Genomic DNA, 17,642 nt, shown 5'->3' with positions numbered 1-17,642 from the left:
CGGACGGCCACCAGAACGAGTTGCTCGCCGCCTACTTCCCCACCGGCAAGCGCATCCTGGAGAAGACCCTCAAGGCCAGCGGCCTGGCGCGCGAGGACATCAAGCTCCTCATCCCCCACAACGTCAGCCTGCGCAGCTGGGAGATCCTCAGCAAGTTCACCGGCATCCCGCTGGAGAAGATCTACACCGAGAACATCCGCCCCAAGGGCCACTCCGTGGCGGCGGACAATTGGATCAACCTCAAGGACGTCATCGACCGGGGCCTCGTCAGCAAGGGCGACCACGTGATGATGTTCTCGTTCGGGTTGGGCGCGCACTGGGGCTGTAGCATCGTCCAGGTCTGAGGCTCGAACCGGGAACCCCTCACCGAGAGACCTCACCATGAATCTGTTCCTGACCGGAGTCACCGGCGCCGTGGGTATGGAGATGGCGCGCTGGCTCGCCCGACATGCACCCAAGGCGCGTGTCCATGCGCTCATCCGCGCCCCCTCGCCCGTGGTGCTCAAGGCGCGGTGGTCGAAGCTCGCGGCGAAGCTGTGGCCGGACGTCTCGGCCCGCCCACCCGAGGGCCAGTTCGTCCCCGTGCTCGGCGACATCACCCGGCCCGGGCTGGGGCTGTCGCCGGAGGACGCGGCGAGGTTGGCGGAGGAGGTGACGCACGTCATCCACTCGGCGGCCAACGTGGAGCTGGACTCGCCGCTGCCGGAGGCCCGGCTGGCCAACGTGGACGGCACCCGCCACGTCTTCGAGGTGGTGCGCACCTTCCGGCGGCTGGAGCGCGCCGGCTACGTCAGCACCCTCTTCGTGGCGGGCCTCCGCAAGGGCCGCTTCCTGGAGACGGACGAGGTGCACGAGGCGGGCTTCGTCAACCCGTACGAGCAGAGCAAGTACGAGGCGGAGCACTACGTGCGTGGGCTGATGAAGGAGCTGCCCATCGCCATGTTCCGGTTGGCCTACCTCATCGGTCGCGATAGCGGCGAGGTGACGCGCTACAACTCCATGCACTCGCTCATGCGGCTCTTCTACCAGGGCCACGTGGGCGCCTTCCCGGGCACGCCGGACTCGCGGATGGACCTGTCGTCCAACGACTACGCGGCCGCCGCCCTGCTCACGCTCTTCCTGGAGCACTACGAGCCGGGGCGCACCTACCACATCGGCAACGGCGACGACGGCCTGCGACTCCAGGACTTCATCGACACCATGGCGGAGGTGTCCGCCGAGACGGAGCGGCGCTGGGCCCAGGGCGTCTTCCTCCCGCCGGACATCGTCGACGAGGACACCTACACCCTGCTGCGGCGCACGCTGCTGCAGACGCAGAACAAGCAATCCCACGAGGTCATCCAACTCGGGGACACCATGTACGGGCACCTGCTGGCATCGCAGGTGTTCGACGCGCGGCCCGTCCACGCGCTGCTCGGGGAGCGCGTGAAGCCGCCTCCCGCCAGGCAGTTGCTGCGGGACGTGCTGCGCCACTGCATGGCCACTGACTGGGGACGCAACCGGAGCTGAAGAGGGACACACCATGGACAGCAATCAGTTCGAGGAGCGGCTGCTCACCTTCATCCGCAAGCTGTGCGCGGAGAACAACATCACCGCCGACATCGGCCGGGACACCCCCCTGTTCGAGAACCGGCTCATCAACTCCATGCGCATCATCGATCTCATGGGCTTCATCGAGAGCGAGCTGTCCATGGAGGTGCCCGAGGACAAGCTGACGATGAACTTCTTCCGCACGCCGCGGACCATCGTCGAGACGTTCTGCCCCGCGAGCGGGGAGGCGGCGGCATGAGCTCGCTGACGGTGGATCCCAAGAGCCTCGCCTTCAGCTCCGGGCGCCCGCCGCGGCCCGAGGCCGTGGGCCAGTTGCTGGAGCGGGGAGACCTGCGCTCGTACGAGAACGGCACCCTGGGCATGTCTGGCCCCGCGCTGTGGCTGTTCCGCTACTTCGAGCGCAAGTTCCTCGAGCTGGCCTTCAAGTACGGCGCCTCCGAGCGCCAGTACCCCACGCTGATGCCCATCTCCGTGATGGAGCGCACGGACTACTTCAAGTCCTTCCCGCACCACGCCACCTTCGCCCTCACCCTGGACAGGGACAGCGCGTCCCTGCGCCAGTTCGTGGACGCGGTGAAGGGCGGCGAGCGCGTGGAGGCGGCGGCCACTCCCCGGGTGCGCTCGGCGGGGGCGGTGCTGTCCGGCGCCGTCTGCTACCACTGCTACGCGGAGCTCCAGGATCGTCCCATCACCGGCGAGCCGATGGTGCTCACCACCCAGGGCCGGTGCTTCCGCTACGAGCACGGGGAGTTCGCCCCGCTGCGGCGCCAGTGGGAGTTCACCATGCGGGAGATCGTCCTGCTGGGGCCCGAGGCGCCCATCGCCAGCGTGCGCGAGAAGCTGCTGCTGGAGGTGGTGGACTTCGCCAAGGCGCACGGCCTCTCCGGGCGCATCGACGTGGCCTCCGATCCCTTCTTCGGGGCGGTGGAGGGCCGGGCGCGCACGCTGCTCCAGCGGGCGCAATCGCTCAAGTACGAGCTGCTGGTGGATGTCACCGGCCAGAAGGGGGGCGATCTGGCCATCGCGTCCTTCAACCTGCACGGGGACTCGTTCTCGCGCACCTTCGGCCTCACCCTGCCCGACGGCCAGCAGGCCAGCACGGGCTGCATCGCCTTCGGGCTGGAGCGGTGGGTGGCCGCCTTCGTCGCGCACCACGGGGTGGACCCCGCGGCGTGGCGCGAGTTCATTCCCGCCGGGGAGCGGATGCCATGACGACCGAGCGCTACTACTACGACTTCTTCGGCGCCAAATCCGAGTCGCGCTGGAACGTGGAGAAGGACATCCCCTGGGGGGAAATCGACCGCGAGGCGGCGCTCAGCCAGCCGGACATCCTCGACAAGGTGCGGCGCACGGCGCTCATCGAGTCCTACCACGCGCTGGGCACCGTCTCCCTCATCAAGCTGCTCCACGAGGACGTGGACGCCACCTGCGTGTTCCAGGTGGAGTGTTTCGAGGGCTTCCGGCACTTCTGGAGCCTGCGGCGCTACCTGGACCTGGTGGGCTTCGAGCCGCGCATCACCGACGAGGAGCTGGTGGAGATCCGCCGGCGCAACATCGACCACGTCAACTACAAGCCCGAGGACACCGTCCAGGAGCTGGTGAACTTCATCTGGTCCGAGCACGCGGCGGGCTACTTCGCCCGGCAACTGGCCGCGCAGAGCAAGGACAAGGTGCTGGCCAGGCTGCTGGGCTTCATCTCCGTGGACGAGTTCCGCCACGCGGAGGGCGGCTACCAGATCCTCACCAAGCTGCTGGAGCGCCAGCCGGAGCTGAAGCCCGAGGTGCTGCGCGCGGCCAGCAACTTCAAGCACTACGGCTGGCACGTGTGCGAGCTGCCGGTGGCGGTGGAGAACGACTTCACCACGGTGCTCCAGATGAAGCGCAAGTTCGAGAAGGTGTGCGGCGCGCGCATCGTGAGCTGGCGCGAGGGGTGGGCCAGCAATGGGTGAGGCGGCCCTGAAGCTGAGTCCCGAGGCGCCGGAGCCGGCCTCGCCCGTGGGCAACAAGGCGGGCTGGGTGCTGCGGGAGCCGACCTTCGGGTGGGCCCGGCCGGACGGCACGCCGAAGGAGCCCACCGTGGGCGAGGCCCTGCGCGAGTGGTGGGACGCGGTGAACTTCCTCGCGGACCCGCGCCGGCTGCCCTCGGCGCTGCACGCGGCCTTCCACGTGGCCACGCTGGGCTGTCTGGTGGCGCTGGTGGGCTGGCACCTGTCGTGGACGAGCGCCCTCTACTTCAGCGGGGCGTCCTTCTTCCTCGCCACGGTGACGCACACGGCGTGGCTGCACCGCTACTGCTCGCACAAGGCCTTCGAGTTCCGGAGTCCCTGGGGCGCGCGCGTCTTCCTGTGGCTCAATGGCATGGCGATCCGCGAGGACACCTACGCCATTCCCCACCGTGTGCACCACCAGCGCACGGACAGGGTAGGGGACCCGTATGGCCCGCACCTGGGGCGCATCGGCAGCTACCTGGCCATCGAGTCGGTGACGAAGTTCAACACCGACATGACGCCGGAGCAGTACGAGCACGTGGCGAAGACGGTGAACCACATCGGCTTCCCCCTCAGCACCTACGAGCAGTTCCGACGCACGGGCACGGTGGAGCACGCCGGGCACCTCGCGGTGCGGACCCTCTTCGCGCAGGCGCTGTGGTCCGGGCTGGCCTACGCGGTGGGCGGCGTGCCGTGCGTGCTCGCGTGGTACGCGGCGGTGTTCTTCGTCACCTTCCTCGTGCGCGACTTCAACTTCGTGGGTCACGGCGGCCGGCGCCAACGGGCCAAGGTGCCGGGCTGGGAGTTCGACGAGCGGACGCTCGCCCTCAACCAGGTCTTCTTCGGCCTCCTCGCCTCCGAGTGGCACAACAACCACCACAAGTTCCCCCGCTCGGCCAACCTTCAGCTCGTGCCGGCGCAGGTGGACAACTCCTTCCTCTTCATCCGCCTGCTGCACGCGGTGGGGCTGGTGTCCTCCTACGTGGACGCGGTGCCTCGCTTCCGGCAGCAGCTCGCCGCCGGCAAGGCCGAGCGGCCCTCCTCCGGTGACGAGGAGTTCGCCAACGCCACCGGCATCACCGACGGCACGCCGCTCCCCGAGCGTCGCTAGCGCAACCCCCCTTCCCCCTGAGAGTTGAACCCCACCATGGCCGCTGACTGCATCTCGGGCGCGACGTCGCTCGCTCAAATCCTCCACCGCCGCGCCGAGCGCCACCCCGAGCGCCGGGCCCTCACCCACATCATCCGCGGCACCGAGGAGCGCAAGGCGTACTCCTTCGCCGCGCTGGACGCGCGGGCCCGCACCATCGCCGCGCTGCTGAAGGCGAATGGCATGGAGGGCGAGCGCGTGCTGCTGCTCTACCCCCAGGGCGCCGAGTACGTGGAGGCCTTCCTGGGCTGCCTCTACGCGGGCACGGTGGCGGTGCCGGCCTACCCGCCGGATCCCACCCGCCTGGAGCGCACCCTGGGGCGGCTGCTGGGCATCATCGCGGACTGCCGCCCGCGCATGGTGCTCTCCACCTCGGAGATCTGCTCCATGGCGGAGGCCTTCGCCGAGCAGGTCCCCGGACTGGCCGAGCTGAAGTGGCTGGCCACCAACCAGGAGGACCTCGGCGTGGGGCCGCTGGAGTCGCCAGCCCTCGTCCGGAGCGAGCAGCTCGCCTTCCTCCAGTACACCTCGGGCTCCACCTCGTCGCCCAAGGGGGTGATGGTGAGCCACGGCAACCTGCTGGCCAACCTCGCGCACATCCGCGGCAGCGTGGACCTGGGCGAGGACTCGTGCTCCGTCACGTGGCTGCCGTCCTTCCATGACATGGGGCTGGTGGACGGACTGCTGGAGGGCTTCTACTCGGGCTACCCGGTGTACCTGATGTCGCCGACGGACTTCCTCAAGCACCCGCTGCGCTGGCTGCAGGCGGTGTCGGCCTTCCGGGTGACGCACTCGGGCGGGCCGAACTTCGGCTACGAGCTGTGCGTGCGCAAGGCGACGCCCGAGGCCGTGGCCGCGTTGGACCTGTCCTCGTGGCGCAGCGCCTACTGCGGCGCGGAGCCGGTGCGCGCGGGCACCATGCGGCGCTTCATCGAGACGTTCTCTCCCCGTGGCTTCTCCCCGGCGGCGCTCTTCCCGGTGTTCGGTCTGGCCGAGGTGACGCTCAAGGCGCCGGGCCGGCAGGGCCGCGGCGTGGTGACGCTCAGCGTGGACAAGGAGGCCCTCAAGGAGGACCGGGTGGTGGCGCTGCCCGTGGGCGATGCCAACGCGGCGGAGGTCGTCTCCTGCGGTGAGTCCCAGGAGGGTTACGGCCTGGCCATCGTGGAGCCGGAGTCCCGCCAGCCGCTGCCCGAGGGGCGCGTGGGGGAGATCTGGGTGTACGGCCCCAGCGTGGCGCAGGGCTACTGGCGCAAGCCGGAGCTGTCCGAGGAGACGTTCCGCGCGCGCTTGAGCGGGGACGACTCCCGTCAGTGGCTGCGCACGGGGGACCTGGGCTTCATGCGCGACGGGCTGCTCTACATCACCGGCCGGCGCAAGGACCTCATCATCATCGGCGGGCAGAACCACTACCCGCAGGACATCGAGTGGACGGTGGAGGCGGCGCTGCCGCTGGTGCGTCCGGGGTGCAGCGCGGCCTTCTCGGTGGAGGTGGATGGCGAGGAGCGGCTGGTGATGGTGGCGGAGGTGGACACGCGGCAGCAGCCGGGCGGCGCGGCCTTCGATGTCGCGGCGGCGACGGCCACGGTGCGTCAGGCCATCAATGACGTGTACCAGCTGCGCCTGCACGACCTGGTGTTCCTCAAGGCGGGGAGCATCCCCAAGACGTCCAGCGGGAAGATTCAGCGGCAGGCCTCGCGCAAGGCCTACCTGGAGCGTGACCTCCAGGTGTTGACGGAGGAAGCAGCATGAAGGTGGCGGTCGTAGGAGGCGGCATCTCCGGCATGGGGGCCGCCTACAGTCTGCATCGGCGTCACGAGGTGACGCTCTTCGAGGCCTCGCCGACGCTGGGAGGCCATGCGCACACCGTGGAGATGACGCGCGAGGGACGCACGGTGCCGGTGGACATCGGGTTCCTCATCTACCACGAGTGGGTGTACCCGAACCTGTCGGCGCTCTTCCGGCGCCTGGGCGTGGAGACGCAGCCGGTGCGGCGGGGCCTGGAGCTGTCCATCAACTTCCAGGGCGGCCACTGGCGCACCGGGCAGGACTCGGCCTTCTGGGAGTCCGTGCGGCACGAGGTGGATCGCTTCCAGCTCGCGCTGCCGGAGATCGTCTCCAACCCGAAGAAGTACATGCCCCTGACGGCCGAGCAGTACCTCGACCAGGAGGGCTACTCGGAGGACTTCAAGCACAAGGTGCTGGCGCCGCTGCTGTCGGTGCTCTTCGTCACGCGGCTGGGCCTCTTGAACATGTCGATGTTCATGGTGGCGGCCACCTTCGGGCCGGTGAGTGGCTACTCGCTGGTGGGGGCCACGCCGTGGCGCACGGTGAAGCAGGGCTCGCGCGAGTACGTGCGCCGCCTGTCCGCGTGCTTCGCGCCGAGCGTGCGCACGGGTCTGGCGGTGCGCTCCATCCGTCGCGAGCGGGACGGGGTGACGCTGACGAGCGAGGACGGCCAGGTGCACCGCTTCGACCAGGTGGTGCTGGCCACCGAGGCGGGCGTGGCGCTGAAGCTGCTGGAGGACGCCACGTCGGACGAGGCGATCCTGCTGGGCGAGGTGGAGTACGAGCCGGCCACCAGCGTGCTGCACACGGACGCGCGGGTGATGCCGGAGGACCGGAGCCGGTGGGCGGCGTTCACGTACATGACGCCGGAGGCGGGAGGGCCCTTCACGCGCTCGTACTACAACTACTACCTGCCGGCGCTCCAGGAGTGGGTGGGCGCGGACCTGTTCGCCACGTGCGAGCCGCCCGAGGGGCTGATCGACCCGGCCAAGGTGGTGAAGACGATGCGCTGGCAGCACCTGGTGTGCGACGGGATGCACCCGGTGCGCTCGGCGGCGCTGCACCGCATCCAGGGCAAGCGGCGCACGTACTTCTGCGGCGAGTACACGGGCATCATCTCCGGGCACGAGATGGCCTTCACCTCGGGACTGGCCGTGGGCAAGGCGCTCGGAGGGGAGTTCCCCTTCGAGGACAGCGAGTTCGCGCGGCGGAGCTTCTACGACCTGGCGGTGCACCACATGCGGGTGGTGAGGCCGGAGGACGCGCCCGTGGAGACGTCCCCCTCGTGGTGGCCGCCGCCGATGGCGCGGGTGCAGTCCGAGGTGCTGCGCGGCCTGGTGGAGGACGAGGTGCGGCGGAGGATGCGGACGGTGCTTCCCCTGCCCGAGGTGCTGCGTCCGCTGGAGCAGGCCGTGGCGGGCACGGTGGCCGGCCGCGTCTCGCTCTACGACGAGCTGCGCAAGCAGAAGAAGCCGACAGCCTGACGTCGCTCAGCCGCCGCGAGAACGTTCCATCGCGGCGGCGATGACGGCGAGCAGCTCCGCGCTCTCCACGGGCTTCGGCACGTGCATGTCGAAGCCCGCTTGCAGGGCGCGCTGCCGGTCCTCGGGCCGTGCGTACGCGGTGAGGGCGATGGCCGGCGTGAGCCCGCCCTCCTCGGGGGGCAGGGCCCGGACGCGCCGGAGGAACTCGTAGCCGTTCTCCCCCGGCAGGCCGATGTCCGACAGGAGGAGCTCCGGTCGCCACTGCCGCAGCCGCGTGAGGGCCTCGCTCGCCGTGGGCACCGCCTGGACGTGGGCCCCCCAGCTCTCCAGCAGGACGCGCAGCATGTCCCGCGCGTCGTCCTCGTCCTCCACCACCAGCACGCGCAGGCCGGCGAGCCCGGGAGGACCCGGGGGCACCGTTTCCGCCGCCTGGGGCGGGGCCTGGGGAGGAAGGGGGGCGGGAGTCGCGACGCGAGGCTCCCGGGGCAGGCGCAGGATGAAGGTGGCCCCGAGCCCCTCGCCCGGGCTGCGCGCCGACACGTGGCCCCCGTGCAGCGTGACGAGCTGGTGCACGATGGCCAGCCCCAGCCCGAGCCCGCCATGGGTCCGGCGGGTGCTGCCGTCCTCCTGGCGGAAGCGCTCGAAGATGTGGGGCACGAAGCTCGGCGAGATGCCGATGCCGGTGTCGGTCACCCGCAGCTCCACCTCGTCGTCGTGCCGCTCGAGCTCCACGGTGACGCGGCCCCCGCTCGGGGTGAACTTGATGGCGTTGCTCAGCAGGTTCCACACCACCTGCTGGAGCCGGCCGGCATCGCCCCGCATGGGGACGGGCTCGGCGCGCGCCTCCAGTCGCAGCGTCACGCCCTTGGCGTCGGCGGCGAGCCGGGTGGACTCGAGTGCCGCCTCCACCACGGCCCTCATGTCCAGTGGCCCGGGATCCAGGCGCAGCTTGCCGTTGATGATGCGCGAGATGTCCAGCAGGTCCTCGATGACCTGCGCCTGGGCACGGGCGTTGCGCTCCACCGTCTCCAGGGCCTTGGCGCGCTTCTCCTCGGGCAGGCGCCCGGAGCGCAGCAACTGGAGCCAGCCGAGCATCGCCGTCAGCGGCGTGCGCAGCTCGTGGGACACGGTGGCGAGGAAGTCATCCTTGAGCCGGTTGGCCTCCTCGGCCGCCGCGTGGGCCGCCTGGACGCGCCGCAGCAGCTCCAGCCGCTCCTGTGCGTCGCGCCGCCGCTCGTCGACGTCCGTGCACGTGCCGACCCAGCGGATCACCTGGCCGTCCGCGGCTCGCGCCGGGTGGGCCCGGTTGATGAACCACCGCCAGGCCCCGTCGCTGGCACGGCGCATCCGGACTTCCGCCTCGAAGGGCTCGCCGGTGTCCAGCGCCCGCCGCCAGCGCTCCTGGGTGTGCGAGCGCTCCTCCGGATGGATGGCGTGGACCCAGCCGAAGCCGATGGACTGCTCCAAGGAGAGGCCGGTGTACTCGAGCCAGCGCCGGTTGACGTACGAGCAGGTGCCGTCGGACCGGGACACCCAGGCGAGGTGGGGGAGGGTGTCGATCAGCAACTGGACGTGACGCCAGTACTCCGCGCGGGCCTCCTCGGCGGACTTGCGCGCGGTGATGTCGCGCACCACCAGCACCGCTCCCACGACGGCGCCCTGGGAGATGATGGGGGCGTTGGAGCAGTGGACGGGGATGAAGGAGCCGTCCCGGTGGATGAAGTGGTCCTCGTGGTCCAGCGTCGCCTGCCCGGTGCTCAGCACATTCCCGAGCGGACAGGCCTCCATGGGGAAGGGCGTTCCATCGGGACGCTCGTGGTGGATGAGTTCGTGCAGCTTCCGGCCAAGCATCTCCGCCCGGCTCCAGCCGAACATGCGCTCGGCGGCCGGGTTGGCGAAGGTGACGCGGCCCTGGGCGTCCAGCAGGTAGAGGGCCTCGGCCGCATGGCTCGCGAGCAGGTGGGTGAGACGCTGCTCGTCGTCCCCGGGAGGAATCACGGGAGGGGTCATCGGCACCACGTAACAGCGCCAGGCCCTGGGGACTCCCGGGGCGTGGGGGGACGCTGGGGCGCGCAGTCGTACAGCAAGGAGGCGTGGAACGGTTCAGCGAATCGCGCGCCCTGTTGGACGCGCAACGCTGACGGGGCGCGGGGTTACTTCGGCGTGGGCGAGGCCACCTTGCCCGACACCGGCCGGTACTTCATGCCCAGCTCATTGAAGAGGAAGGCGTACACGTCCACCTCCTCCTCGATGGCCTCGGACAGGGGCGTGCCCATGCCGTGGCCCATGTTGTTGGTGCGCAGCAGCACCGGGCGCTTGGAGCCGGTGGCCGCCTGGAGCCGGGCCACCATCTTGCGCGAGTGGAACGGGTCCACACGCGGGTCATTCTCGCCCGAGGTGAAGAGCACCGAGGGGTACTTCACCCCGTCCTTCACGTGGTGGTAGGGCGAGTAGTCATACATCGCCTGGAACTGCGCGGGGTCCTTCACCGTGCCGTACTCGGTGGTGTTGAACTGGCCGTTGGGGGTGAGCTCCACCCGGAGCATGTCGTAGATGCCCACGTGCGCGAGCACGGTGCGGTACAGCTCCGGATGCTGGGTGAGCGCGGCGCCCATGAGCAGGCCGCCGTTGCTGCCGCCCTGGATGGCCAGGCGCTGGGGCTTCGTCCACTTCTTGTCCACCAGCAGCTTCGCGCAGGCGTGGAAGTCATCGAAGACGTTCTGCTTCTGGGTGAGCGAGCCCTGGGTGTGCCACTCCTCGCCGAACTCGGAGCCGCCGCGCAGGTTGGCGATGGCCACCACGCCGCCCTGCTCGATGAAGGCGAAGTTGAGGGGGCTGAAGCCTGGAGAGAGGGAGAGGCCGAAGCCGCCGTAGCCGGTGAGCAGCGTGGGGTTGTTGCCGTTCAGCCTGGCGCCCTTGGCGTGCAGGATGTTGAGCGGCACCTGGGTGCCGTCCTTGGAGGTGCACATGACGCGGTCCACCACCACGTTGCTGGTGTCCATGGGAGAGGTGCGGCCCAGCGCCGTCTTCGCCAGCTTCCCGTCCTTCGCCCCGTAGCGGTACACGCTGGAGGGCTCGGTGTAGCTGCCGCTGGAGACGAGGACGTCGTCACCGCCCAGGTACACCACGCCGCCCACGGAAGAGACGGGGGGAGTGGGCACCAGGCCGAGGTCCTTGCCGTCCAGGCCCACCATGCGCACCTGGCTGGGGCCGCCAAGCTGCTCGTTCACGTAGAGGCGGGTGGCGGTGGGGCGGAAGCCGGCGATGGAGGCCTGGCCCTCGGGGATGAGGACGGTGGCCTTCTCCAGCGAGGGCGTGGCGAGCGGCAGGCGCAGCACCTTGCCTCGCGGCGCGTCCTTGCGCGACAGCATGTAGAGGGCGCCGTCCTGGCCGAAGGAGGCGTAGATGACCTTGTCCTCGAACTTCGAGAGCTGTGTCCAGGTGCCCTGGGGCCCGCGCAGGTAGACGGCGTACTCGCCGCCGTCGCCGTTGCCCAGGATGGCGAGCACGTGGGTGCCATCCTCGGACGTCTTGAGCTGGTAGTTGGCGATGCGCGGGGCGTCCTTGCCCAGCTCGTAGGTGTCCTTGTCCGTGGGCGTGCCGAGCTTGTGGAAGTACACCTGCTGGAAGAAGTCGCGGTCCGCGGCGGGGCGCTCCTCGCCGCGCGGGTAGCGGGTGTAGAAGAAGCCCGTGCCGTCCGCGTTCCAGGTGAGGTCGCCGCCCGCGGTGCCGCCGTTCACCCGGGGCACCACCTCGCCGGGCAGCGGCTTGCCGGTGGCCACGTCGTAGACGGTGACGTCACCGCTCTCGGTGCCGTCCTTGGACAGCGACACGGCCACCTTCTTGCCATCGAGCGAGGGCACGAAGAAGTCGATGGCGGTGTGGCCACTCGGGTCGAGCTCCATCGGGTCCAACAGCACGCGGGCCGTGGAGGGGTCATCCACCGAGGGCAGCACCACCAGCATGAACTGCTGCCGGGGCGGCTGGAACTTCAGGGAGAAGAGGACGCCGCCCCGCTGCACCATGGCGAAGTGGGCCGCCGACTCGTGATTGAGCAGCGCGCTGAGGCGAGCGCGGATGGCCTCGCGCGAGGGCAGCTTGTCGAGCACCGCGCGCATGTGCGCGGTCTGCCCGTCCACCCACTGGCGGACCTCGGGGTCGTCGATCTTCTTCTCGAGCCACTGGTACGGGTCGTCGACCTTCACGCCGTGGTAGGTGTCCACCACGGACTTCTTCGCCGCGACGGGCGGCGGGGGCACGGCGGCGCCCTTGGCACCGGCCAGTGACGTCATCGGTAGCAGCAGCGGCAGCACGGCGAGCGCCGACTTCAGGCTTCGTTGCACGGAATCCCTCGGTGTGTGGGGTTGAGGGCCCGCAGCCTGCCACGAGGTACCGCCGTCCGCGCGTCAGCGGCTCGCCTTCTTTTTCGCGGCGGTTTTTTTCGCCGGAGCGGACTTCTTCTTCGCGGCGGGCTTCTTCTGGGCGGCCCGCGAGGCGGCCTCGACCGCTCGCCGTGCCCATGGCAGCAGCGCGTGGGCGTCGTCGCTCGCGTCCGGCGGAGGCGTCCAGTACGACATGGTGACGGGCTTGCGGCCCTTGCCCGCGTCGTAGACGAAAGGCTCTCCGCCGGCCGACTCGAAGGTGGAGCGCGTGGTGTCGTCCGTCTTCAGGTAGAGCCGGTCCTCGATGATGAGGCCGAACATCCTGCCGCCGTAGTACAGGCCCCACCCGCCGAACATGGCACGTGGTTGCACGGGGCCGAGTGGCTCCAGCAGCTCCAGCGTGTACTCCACGTAGCTGTCCATGCGCGCCATGGTTTCCTCCTTTCATCCCATCATGGAGCCGGGGCCGCGGGGCTGGCCATGCTCTTCTTCTCCAGAGGTGGCGCGTTCGCGGCCCGGGCCGTGCGCTCCAGCAGGGCGTCCAGCTCGCTCCGGGGCAGCCAGTGCCCGCGCACCATCACCCCGGCGAGCTCCCGCGTGTGCTTCACGTCCTCCAGCGGGTTGGCGTTCAGCAACAGCAGGTCCGCACGCTGGCCCTCGGCCACCGTGCCCCAGGTGGCCGCCTCGCCCAGGTACTCCGCCGGGTTGCGCGTGGCCGCCTCCAACACCCCGTAGGGGGGAATCCCCGCCGCCGCCAGCGCTTCCATCTCCCGGTGCACCGCGAAGCCCGCCACCATGAAGAGCTGGGGCGAGTCCGAGCCCACCAGCAGCTTCGCCCCCGCCGTGTACAGCCCGTGCGTCACCTGCCGCCGCAGCTCGGCGAACCTGTGCTTGCGCTCGGCGGGTACCCGGGCCAGCTGCGCGTCATCCTTCACCATCTTCGTCCACGTCTTCACGGACGCCCCAGGTGCGTAGCGCAGCTCCGGGCGCTCGCGCAGCGCCTCCACGCCCTCGGGGCTCGTCACCGTCTCGAAGAGCGCCAGCGTGGGCGAGCTCCACACGCCCGCCTTCCGCGTGGCCTCCGCCAGCACGGGGATGCGCGCCGCGTCCATCCGGTCCAGCGCGTCGCCCACCTCCACCTGTCCCACCTCCGCCCGCGCCGGGTCGTTCTCCGGCAGCAGCTCGTTGAGGTAGCCGTCCAGGTGTTCAATCTGCTGCCCGGACTCCAGCGCGTGGAAGAGGCCCACGTCCGGCGTCACGTGGCCGCTCACCGCGAGGCCCTGGGCCCGTGCCTCGGCCACCATCGCGTCGTACGTCTCGCGGCCGAGGAAGCCGTGCGTCTTCAGCCCGTCATAGCCCGCCGCCTTGTACTCGCGCACCCGCTGGCGCGCCTGCTCGGGGCCCTGCACCGACTTGCCGTGGAGCGAGGGGGCCGCCACGCGCAGCGTGGGTCCGAGCACCTCGCCCCGTGCCACCCGGTCGCGCACGAGGAGCGCGGTATCCTTGGGGCCGCCCAGCGCCCGCGCCGAGGTGACGCCGTTGGCGAGCAGCAGCGCGAGCACCTGGCCCGCGGGGTCCTCCGGTTGTCCTCGTCCCGGCACGAGGTGCAGGTGCATGTCCACCAGCCCCGGCATGAGGTAGCGGCCCTGGCCCTCGACGCGCACCGCGCCCCAGGGCACCCGCGTGGAGTCCACCGGCCCCAGCGCGAGGATGCGACCTTCACGCACCACCACTGTCTGGTGTGCGAGCAGGCGCTCGGAGTCCATGGGCACCACGTTCACGTCCACGAAGGCCACCGTCTGCCTGGAGAGCTCCTTCTCAGCCGGTGCCGCGGACGTCGTCCGGCAGGCCGTCATCCAGAGCGCCAGGCTCAAGGCCATCCACCGAGGCCACCATGTTTCTCGCCGCATGTCGTGTTCTTCCCCCCTCTGACGACCCGGTGTCCCCGGGCGGCGCGGCCAACCGTGCTGCCTGGCTGGTTGTTCCCGAGACCAGCGGGCGAGCAGCAGGGCCGAAAATGATTTGGAATACTGGGAGGGTATTCCGTCGTTTTCGCGCGGCCTACCCATGATCCTGCCCACGCTCTTTCTTCTCGCATCCGCTCCGGCAGTCCCCTCCCCCCGCAACACGGTGGCGCCTGAAATGGGCGTCCCCTTCGCCTGTGGCCGTGTGTTCCCGGTGAGCCAGGGTCACGACACGGGCAGCCACCTGCAGAACGACACCTACGCCTGGGATTTCCGCATGCCCGTGGGCACGCCCATCGTGTCCGCCCAGGAGGGCGTGGTGCGCCTGGCGCGCGGCGACAGCACCCAGGGCGCGTGCGACCCGAAGATGGCGCAGTACGCCAACTACGTCGTCGTCGCCCACGCGGGCGGCGTCGAGACCCAGTACCTGCACTTCAGCGCCGTGGTGGTGAAGCCCGGTGACACGGTGCGCAAGGGACAGCTGCTCGGCTACTCGGGCAACACCGGCTGGTCCTGCGGCCCCCACCTGCACTTCAAGGTGGCCCGCACGGTGGGCTCCGGGTGGAACAACCCGTCCACCCCCGCCCTCATCGCCGGCTATGGCGACCCGGTGCGTGACACCCTCATCGCCGCTCCCGCGTGTGGCAATACCGGCGACATGCCGGTGATGGCCGCCCATGACGCGGCGCGTGGCAACGAGCCGCTGTCTCCCGCCGGGGCCCCGCCTCCCGAGGGGGAGCAGGCCGCGGGTGGTATCCCCGCCGGGGCCAAGGCCATCCTCGAGAACGCGCAGCGGCGTGAGGCCTCCTCCGCGGCTCGCGAGTCGGACGCCGCCGGTGGCTCGCGCCAGGCGGTCCGCACCGAGTAGTGCCTCACGGGGCGGCGGGCTGCCCGGAGACCCCGTGGTAGCCTGCGCCTCGGCGGTGAACCCCCGACGAGGTGGCCATGTTGTTCTTCGACCTGGAGGCCTATGCGCCTCCGAGCGACCGCGCCACGAGCTTGAGCTCGCTCGTCGTGAATCCCGCGAGGCCGAGCCACCTGCTGCTGGGTGGCTGCTTCTTCAGCAAGCGCTTCGACGAGCCCATCCCGGAGGCGCCCCGGTTCGACGGGTTGTGGCTGTGGAACTTCGAGTCCGAGGCCGCCCTGCTCCGGGCCATCAAGGCGCGCTTCGAGCTGGAGTGGCAGCGGCAGCGGGACGAGGGCGTGCGCGTGCTCGGCAAGCCGGCGAAGGACCTGGTCGTCTGTGGCGCGGGCATCGCCAAGTTCGACCTGCCGGCGCTCTACTGCCGCTCGCTCTTCAATGAGATCGCCGACCCGGCCGAGCTCTTCGAGGTCTTCTTCAAGGCCCGGCCCATCGAGCTCTCCAACGAGGCCAGCTTCCTCTTCCCCGAGGAGCCCATCCTCTACCCCAAGACGACCCGGGAGATGGCGGGGCGTCTGGGGCTGAAGGAGCAGAAGGGCTCCAGCAAGGGGGTGTGGGACCTCTACGAGAGCGGGGACCACGCCGGCATCGAGCGACGCACCGAGGAGGAACTCCGGCTGGTGCTCGACCTCTACGAGCGGCTGCGGCGCAGGGTGACCCGCTCAGCGTAGCCGGAGCAGGGCGCGGGCGGCCTCCCGACCGGAGCGGAGGCTGTCCTGGATGGTCTCTCCCATGCGGCCCCCGAGTGTCTCCAGGAGCGCGACGAAGCGCGCCTGCCCCGAGCGGCGGACGGCGCGGGTGGTGCCCGCGAGGCTCGCCGACGCGAGGAGCGCCCCGGCCGCGGCCAGCAGCGCGAAGAGGGCCCCCGCGTTGACGAAGTAGTCCAGGCCCAGCAGCGGGCCCTCCACGTACGCGCGCACCACGCGGTAGCCCACGTGTCCCAGCAGCGCCAGCAGGGGCAGGTTGATGAGTGGCAGCACCAGCCAGCGGGCCGTGCGCCACCAGCCCGCCACCGCCTCGGCCACCGCCGTGGTGACGGTGTAGCGCCAGGCGCTCGCGCGCGCGGACTTCAGCTCCGCCAGCAGCATCTCCACGTCCGGCAGCCCCAGCACCTCGGGGGACAGCCCGCTCGCGTGGGCCAGACCGCGTGCCTCGGTCAGCGCGGCGCGCGCGGCGCCCTCCACGGAGAGGTCATCCTCGAAGGGCTCCACCACCGCCGATTCCGCCGCCCGGGCGCGCGTCCTGTCCCGCACCGCGTCCAGCACGGTGGAGGTGGCGGCCACGGCCAGCCCCACCGGCAGGCTGCGCCGTGCCACCAGCGTCGCCGCTCCCAGTCCCCCGGCCCCCACATAGGACAGCCGCATGCCCCACGCCGCCGGGCCCCAGAAGCGCCCCGCCGCCTGGTGCCGCACCTCCGAGGCCAGGAAGCCCTGCGCCAGCGCGAGTCGCGCGTCGAAGTCCGCCCGCAGCCCCGCCGAGGCCCGCGAGAGCCCCGACTCCAGCGCCCCACGCGTCCGGGCCAGCGTGTCCTCCGTCTGCTTCAGCGCGCCCTCGGCCAGGGAGATGAGTTCCTCCAACGCCCCCCGGGCATTCGAGCGCCGGACCCGCTCGGCCACCGCCTGGGTGGCCAGGGACTTGAGGTGGAAGAGGAGGGCGCCGAACTCGCCCGAGGGATCCTTTCCCTCCTTGGCTGCCCGGGCGCTGATGGCGAAGACGGGCACGGACTCCAGCGGCAGGCCGAACTGCTCCGCGGCCAGCCGGCGCGCCTGGGACTTGAGGGCCTCGCGCGATTCGGGCGACAGCTCGTCCGCGAAGTTGACGAGGAACACGAGTGCGCGGCGCCGCGCGAACTCGGCGAGGAACTCCACCTGGGTGGCCTCGGCCACGCTGCCGCGGTGCATGACCACCAGGGCCATGTCCGCGCGCTCCAGCGCGGCGCGGGCCACCTCACGGTGGACGGTGGCCACGCTGTTGAGGTCCGGCGTGTCGATGAACACCTGACCGCTCCACAGCCCCTGGGGGCCGGGCGTGTAGCGCAGCACCTTGGCACCCACCTGGGCCAGTTCCTCCAGGCCCGCGCCCTCGGGGGCGAAGAGGGTGGCGGCGGTGCTGGTGGGCCGGTCCTCGCCTTCACGCGCGAGGGCCTGCCCCGACAGCGCGTTGAGGAGGGTGGACTTGCCCGCGCCGGTGGCGCCGACGAGGGCCACGGCGAGCGGGGCGTCCTTCCGCTCGAGACCACGCGCGTAGTCGCGGCGCAGCCGCTCGAGGCGGGCGGCATGGGGCTTGAGCGCGGGCAGGGCCAGCGCGGCGGAGAGAAGGGGCTCGAGCTCGTCGGGAGCGGGCAGGGTGTCCACGGGCCCCAGCCTCGCCAAGGAGCGGGCCCGTGCCCAGCCCCGAGTGAGGACAGCTTCCGCCA

General features: G+C 70.7%; 15 protein-coding genes. 10 read left to right on the top strand and 5 right to left on the bottom strand.

The genetic code is table 11. From position 1 onward, the window contains the following. The 8 genes from VF794_RS28700 to VF794_RS28665 form a co-directional block, all read left to right on the top strand. Positions 1-344, top strand: a 344-nt coding sequence (locus tag VF794_RS28700; RefSeq protein WP_331115858.1) for a 3-oxoacyl-[acyl-carrier-protein] synthase III C-terminal domain-containing protein, incomplete at its 5' end; no start/stop codon positions are given. A 37-nt stretch (positions 345-381) separates the two neighbouring features. Beyond that, on the top strand, positions 382-1,509 hold the full coding sequence (locus VF794_RS28695; protein WP_331115856.1) for an SDR family oxidoreductase: 1,128 nt from the start codon (positions 382-384) through the stop codon (positions 1,507-1,509). A gap of 13 nt (positions 1,510-1,522) precedes the next feature. After that, positions 1,523-1,789 (top strand): hypothetical protein, encoded by a 267-nt coding sequence (locus VF794_RS28690; RefSeq protein ID WP_331115853.1) that lies wholly within the window; start codon positions 1,523-1,525, stop codon positions 1,787-1,789. Continuing rightward, positions 1,786-2,763 carry an aminoacyl--tRNA ligase-related protein gene (locus tag VF794_RS28685; RefSeq protein ID WP_331115851.1) on the top strand — a complete coding sequence of 326 codons (978 nt, stop codon included), beginning with the start codon at positions 1,786-1,788 and terminating at the stop codon, positions 2,761-2,763. Before VF794_RS28690 ends, VF794_RS28685 begins: the two co-directional genes overlap by 4 nt. Then, complete coding sequence (locus VF794_RS28680) at positions 2,760-3,500, top strand: hypothetical protein (protein ID WP_331115849.1); 741 nt, start codon at positions 2,760-2,762, stop codon at positions 3,498-3,500. Before VF794_RS28685 ends, VF794_RS28680 begins: the two co-directional genes overlap by 4 nt. Beyond that, positions 3,493-4,650, top strand: a complete 1,158-nt coding sequence (locus VF794_RS28675; protein ID WP_331115848.1) for a hypothetical protein — start codon at positions 3,493-3,495, stop codon at positions 4,648-4,650. The genes VF794_RS28680 and VF794_RS28675 overlap by 8 nt, the downstream gene beginning before the upstream one ends. A 36-nt stretch (positions 4,651-4,686) precedes the next feature. Continuing rightward, on the top strand, positions 4,687-6,438 hold the full coding sequence (locus tag VF794_RS28670; protein WP_331115846.1) for a fatty acyl-AMP ligase: 1,752 nt from the start codon (positions 4,687-4,689) through the stop codon (positions 6,436-6,438). Further along, on the top strand, positions 6,435-7,958 hold the full coding sequence (locus VF794_RS28665) for an FAD-dependent oxidoreductase (RefSeq protein ID WP_331115844.1): 1,524 nt from the start codon (positions 6,435-6,437) through the stop codon (positions 7,956-7,958). The genes VF794_RS28670 and VF794_RS28665 overlap by 4 nt, the downstream gene beginning before the upstream one ends. Positions 7,959-7,964: 6 nt before the next feature. Here VF794_RS28665 and VF794_RS28660 read toward each other — a convergent pair whose 3' ends face one another. The 4 genes from VF794_RS28660 to VF794_RS28645 all read right to left on the bottom strand — a co-directional run bounded on the left by VF794_RS28660 (position 7,965) and on the right by VF794_RS28645 (position 14,220). Next, positions 7,965-9,968 carry a PAS domain S-box protein gene (locus tag VF794_RS28660; protein ID WP_331115842.1) on the bottom strand — a complete coding sequence of 668 codons (2,004 nt, stop codon included), beginning with the start codon at positions 9,966-9,968 and terminating at the stop codon, positions 7,965-7,967. A 143-nt stretch (positions 9,969-10,111) separates the two neighbouring features. Beyond that, on the bottom strand, positions 10,112-12,250 hold the full coding sequence (locus VF794_RS28655) for a prolyl oligopeptidase family serine peptidase (RefSeq protein ID WP_331115861.1): 2,139 nt from the start codon (positions 12,248-12,250) through the stop codon (positions 10,112-10,114). A gap of 114 nt (positions 12,251-12,364) precedes the next feature. Continuing rightward, the gene (locus tag VF794_RS28650; RefSeq protein ID WP_331115840.1) at positions 12,365-12,772 is read right to left on the bottom strand and encodes a TfoX/Sxy family protein; all 408 of its coding nucleotides are present in this window, start codon (positions 12,770-12,772) and stop codon (positions 12,365-12,367) included. Between the two features lie 20 nt (positions 12,773-12,792). Then, positions 12,793-14,220: an amidohydrolase family protein gene (locus VF794_RS28645; RefSeq protein WP_331115838.1), complete on the bottom strand. Its 1,428-nt coding sequence runs from the start codon at positions 14,218-14,220 to the stop codon at positions 12,793-12,795. Positions 14,221-14,482: 262 nt separating this feature from the next. Here VF794_RS28645 and VF794_RS28640 point away from each other — a divergent pair, with 262 nt between their 5' ends. Beyond that, positions 14,483-15,172, top strand: coding sequence for a M23 family metallopeptidase (locus tag VF794_RS28640; RefSeq protein ID WP_331115836.1), 690 nt, complete (start codon positions 14,483-14,485; stop codon positions 15,170-15,172). 77 nt (positions 15,173-15,249) lie between these two features. Then, complete coding sequence (locus VF794_RS28635) at positions 15,250-15,897, top strand: hypothetical protein (RefSeq protein ID WP_331115834.1); 648 nt, start codon at positions 15,250-15,252, stop codon at positions 15,895-15,897. Here VF794_RS28635 and VF794_RS28630 read toward each other — a convergent pair. Continuing rightward, the gene (locus VF794_RS28630; protein ID WP_331115832.1) at positions 15,889-17,580 is read right to left on the bottom strand and encodes a GTPase; all 1,692 of its coding nucleotides are present in this window, start codon (positions 17,578-17,580) and stop codon (positions 15,889-15,891) included. The genes VF794_RS28635 and VF794_RS28630 overlap by 9 nt on opposite strands. Positions 17,581-17,642 lie beyond the last annotated feature (62 nt).

The organism is Archangium sp. (assembly GCF_036389735.1).
Classification (GTDB): Bacteria; Myxococcota; Myxococcia; order Myxococcales; family Myxococcaceae; genus Archangium.
Note: the sequence above shows the minus strand (reverse complement) of the source record. Positions and strands in the feature narration are given on the sequence as shown.

What these genes read in the sequence shown, in the direction of transcription:
- VF794_RS28670 (WP_331115846.1), top strand. Translation starts at nt 4,687, where the DNA reads ATGGCCGCTGACTGCATCTCGGGCGCGACGTCGCTCGCTCAAATCCTC.
- VF794_RS28680 (WP_331115849.1), top strand. Translation starts at nt 2,760, where the DNA reads ATGACGACCGAGCGCTACTACTACGACTTCTTCGGCGCCAAATCCGAG.
- VF794_RS28650 (WP_331115840.1), bottom strand. Translation starts at nt 12,772, where the DNA reads ATGGCGCGCATGGACAGCTACGTGGAGTACACGCTGGAGCTGCTGGAG.
- VF794_RS28660 (WP_331115842.1), bottom strand. Translation starts at nt 9,968, where the DNA reads ATGACCCCTCCCGTGATTCCTCCCGGGGACGACGAGCAGCGTCTCACC.
- VF794_RS28695 (WP_331115856.1), top strand. Translation starts at nt 382, where the DNA reads ATGAATCTGTTCCTGACCGGAGTCACCGGCGCCGTGGGTATGGAGATG.
- VF794_RS28665 (WP_331115844.1), top strand. Translation starts at nt 6,435, where the DNA reads ATGAAGGTGGCGGTCGTAGGAGGCGGCATCTCCGGCATGGGGGCCGCC.
- VF794_RS28635 (WP_331115834.1), top strand. Translation starts at nt 15,250, where the DNA reads ATGTTGTTCTTCGACCTGGAGGCCTATGCGCCTCCGAGCGACCGCGCC.
- VF794_RS28685 (WP_331115851.1), top strand. Translation starts at nt 1,786, where the DNA reads ATGAGCTCGCTGACGGTGGATCCCAAGAGCCTCGCCTTCAGCTCCGGG.
- VF794_RS28640 (WP_331115836.1), top strand. Translation starts at nt 14,483, where the DNA reads ATGGGCGTCCCCTTCGCCTGTGGCCGTGTGTTCCCGGTGAGCCAGGGT.
- VF794_RS28675 (WP_331115848.1), top strand. Translation starts at nt 3,493, where the DNA reads ATGGGTGAGGCGGCCCTGAAGCTGAGTCCCGAGGCGCCGGAGCCGGCC.
- VF794_RS28645 (WP_331115838.1), bottom strand. Translation starts at nt 14,220, where the DNA reads ATGGCCTTGAGCCTGGCGCTCTGGATGACGGCCTGCCGGACGACGTCC.
- VF794_RS28690 (WP_331115853.1), top strand. Translation starts at nt 1,523, where the DNA reads ATGGACAGCAATCAGTTCGAGGAGCGGCTGCTCACCTTCATCCGCAAG.
- VF794_RS28655 (WP_331115861.1), bottom strand. Translation starts at nt 12,250, where the DNA reads ATGACGTCACTGGCCGGTGCCAAGGGCGCCGCCGTGCCCCCGCCGCCC.